Genomic DNA, 3,188 nt, shown 5'->3' with positions numbered 1-3,188 from the left:
GCGACGGTCACACGCTCGTCGACACCTACGGCTACGCCATCGACGGCATCATCCAACCGGGAACAGACTTCTACCTACGCCGAGCGGCGGGCACGTCGACGACAACGCTGACCGCAACCACGCCGCATAACGTCGCCGGTCGAGTACTAACCGCAGTGGCGCTCGAGACGACACCACAGCGGCTAACACCCATTGCCCTAGCCATCCCCACCGAAATGGCCATAGAGTTCGACATTAGTTGGGAGGTCAACGAGGCTGAGCTGTTTGGAGAAGCCGAGACTCTTGGAGACGAATGTCGATGAGCCGCGCTGGCGACGATGCAGTGGGGGCACCTCCCAGCCGCGAAGCGGCGAGGAGGCGAGCGGCGCATATGAGCATTGCCGAAGACGTCACACAATTAGTCGGTAACACGCCACTGGTCCGGCTGCGCCGCGTCACCGACGGTGCACTGGCTGACGTCGTTGCGAAGCTGGAGTCGTTCAACCCCGCCAACAGCGTGAAGGACCGTATCGGCGTGGCCATGATCGACGCGGCCGAGGAAGCGGGCTTGATCAAGCCGGACACCATCATCCTTGAGCCGACAAGCGGGAACACCGGCATCGCGCTGGCCATGGTGTGCGCGGCGCGTGGCTACCGCTGCGTGCTAACCATGCCCGAGACGATGAGCATCGAGCGACGAATGCTGTTGCGAGCGTATGGCGCCGAACTCATCTTGACTCCGGGCGCCGATGGCATGTCGGGCGCCATCGGCAAGGCCGAGGAATTGGCGAAGACCGACGAACGGTATTTCATACCACAGCAATTCGAAAACCCGGCGAACCCAGCCGTCCACGCCGTCACAACCGCCGAGGAAGTGTGGCGCGACACTGACGGCAAGATTGACATCTTCGTTGCTGGGATCGGGACCGGGGGCACCATCACCGGTGTTGCCCAAATCATTAAGGAGCGCCGGCCCGCCGCGCAGTTCGTCGCCGTCGAGCCCGCCGGGTCGCCGGTGCTGTCCGGTGGCCAGAAGGGTCCGCACCCGATTCAGGGCATCGGTGCTGGATTCGTCCCGCCGGTGCTGGACCTGGGCCTGGTCGACGAGATCGTCACCGTCGGCAACGAAGAAGCGCTCGATCTGGCCCGCAGGCTGGCCAAGGAAGAGGGACTGCTGGTCGGCATCTCCTCGGGCGCGGCCGTTTGCGCCGCCCTGCACCTAGCCCGCCGGCCAGAGAATGCAGGAAAGCTGATCGTCGTCGTACTGCCCGATTTCGGTGAGCGGTATCTGAGCACGGTGCTGTTCGCCGACTTGGCCGACTAGCCATGTTTACGGCAATCCGGCGTGATATCGAGGCGGCGAGACAGCGGGATCCGGCGCAGCCCACGGTGGCCGAGGTTATCTTCTGCTATCCGGGCGTGCACGCCGTCTGGGGCCATCGGGTCAGTCACTGGTTGTGGGGCCGTCGCGCCAGGCTGGCGGCGCGCGCGTTCGCCGAACTCACCCGCATCCTGACTGGGGTCGACATCCACCCTGGTGCCGTGCTCGGAGCCGGCCTGTTCATTGATCACGCGACCGGCGTGGTGATCGGGGAAACCGCGGAGGTGGGCGACGACGTCACCATGTTCCATGGCGTCACTCTCGGCGGCACCGGCCGGGAGACGGGTAAACGTCACCCGACCATCGGGGATCGCGTGACCATCGGCGCCGGCGCCAAGGTCCTCGGTGCGATCAAGATTGGTGAGGACAGCCGGATTGGCGCCAACGCGGTCGTGGTCAAGGATGTCCCAGCAAGCGCTGTGGTTGTCGGGGTTCCCGGACAGATCATCAGCCGCGCCGGCCCAGCCAACGAGGACGATTCCGTGCTGCCCGATCTGGTGGGCGTCAGCCTGCAATCCCTGCTCACCAGGGTGGCCAAGCTGGAGGCCGAGGGCGGCGATTCGCAAACCGACCGCGTCATCCGGCCGCCTGAAGCCGGGGTGTGGCACGGCGAGGACTTCTCCATCTGACCGCGAAAGTGCAACTGGCGACACCCACTCGGGGCGATAGGTCGGCAGTTGCACTTTCGCGGCCACGTGGAATGCCAAACTTCGACGACGGAGCCGGGCACCGGGCGGTGACGCCCGAACGGTAGGTTTCAAATGCTCGTCAAGATGCGTTCATCTCGATCAGCGTTACCGTGATCTCACGCGCCACACACCTACGGAGGTTTTGATGAGCGACGCCCGCACGCCGCTAATCCCGGTCGCGATGTCCTCACCAACCCTCAACCGTGGGGTGGGCTTCACTCACGAGGAGCGGCGACGGCTCGGACTGACCGGCCGACTACCGTCGGCCGTGCTAACGCTGGAACAACAAGCCGACCGCGTCTGGATTCAATTGCAAAGCCTGGCAACTGATCTGGGTCGGAACCTACTTCTTGAGCAGCTGCATTACCGACACGAACTGCTCTACTTCAAGGTGCTGGCCGACCATTTGCCGGAGCTGATGCCGGTGGTCTACACGCCTACCGTCGGTGAGGCCATCCAGCGCTTCTCCGATGAATACCGTGGGCAGCGGGGACTCTTTCTGAGCATCGAGGAACCGGACGACATCACCGCTGCCTTCCAAACCTTTGGATTAGGGCCCAACGATGTCGACCTGATCGTCTGCACCGACGCCGAGGCCATCCTCGGTATCGGCGACTGGGGCGTGGGTGGCATCCAAATCGCGGTGGGCAAACTCGCGCTTTACACCGCCGGCGGTGGAATCGATCCGCGCCGCTGTCTTGCGGTGTCCTTGGATGTCGGGACTGATAATGAACAACTGCTGCAGGACCCGTTCTATCTCGGCAACCGCCATGCGCGCCGCCGCGGCGCCGAATACGACGAATTCATCAAACGCTACATCGAGACCGCGAACCGGCTGTTTCCGCACGCGATCCTGCATTTCGAGGACTTCGGGCCGATCAACGCGCGGAACATCCTGCGGACCTATGGCGGCGACTACTGCGTGTTCAATGATGACGTGCAGGGCACCGGCGCCGTGGTCGTGGCCGCCGTGCACGGCGGTTCCCGGGTCACCGGTATCCCGCTGCGCGACCAGGTGAGCGTTGTCTTCGGAGCCGGGACCGCCGGGATTGGTGTGGCCGATCAGATCCGTGACGCCATGATCGACGACGGCGCCACCGTCGAGCAGGCCACGTCGCAGATCTGGGCGATCGACAAGC

General features: G+C 64.2%; 3 protein-coding genes and 1 pseudogene. All 4 read left to right on the top strand.

All coding sequences use genetic code 11. From position 1 onward, the window contains the following. Nucleotides 1-302: pseudogene (locus AC2VOU_RS10335) on the top strand (TQXA domain-containing protein); the annotation flags it as partial. A 68-nt stretch (nucleotides 303-370) separates the two neighbouring features. Next, nucleotides 371-1,303: a cysteine synthase A gene (cysK, locus tag AC2VOU_RS10330; RefSeq protein ID WP_486957296.1), complete on the top strand. Its 933-nt coding sequence runs from the start codon at nucleotides 371-373 to the stop codon at nucleotides 1,301-1,303. A 2-nt stretch (nucleotides 1,304-1,305) separates the two neighbouring features. Further along, nucleotides 1,306-1,989, top strand: a complete 684-nt coding sequence (gene cysE / locus AC2VOU_RS10325; RefSeq protein WP_486957295.1) for a serine O-acetyltransferase — start codon at nucleotides 1,306-1,308, stop codon at nucleotides 1,987-1,989. 205 nt (nucleotides 1,990-2,194) lie between these two features. Then, nucleotides 2,195-3,188: oxaloacetate-decarboxylating malate dehydrogenase (gene maeA, locus AC2VOU_RS10320; RefSeq protein ID WP_486957294.1), on the top strand; the 994-nt coding region annotated here is incomplete at its 3' end.

The organism is Mycobacterium sp. TH-M25 (genome assembly GCF_057473665.1).
This window is presented reverse-complemented; position numbering and strand designations above follow the sequence as displayed.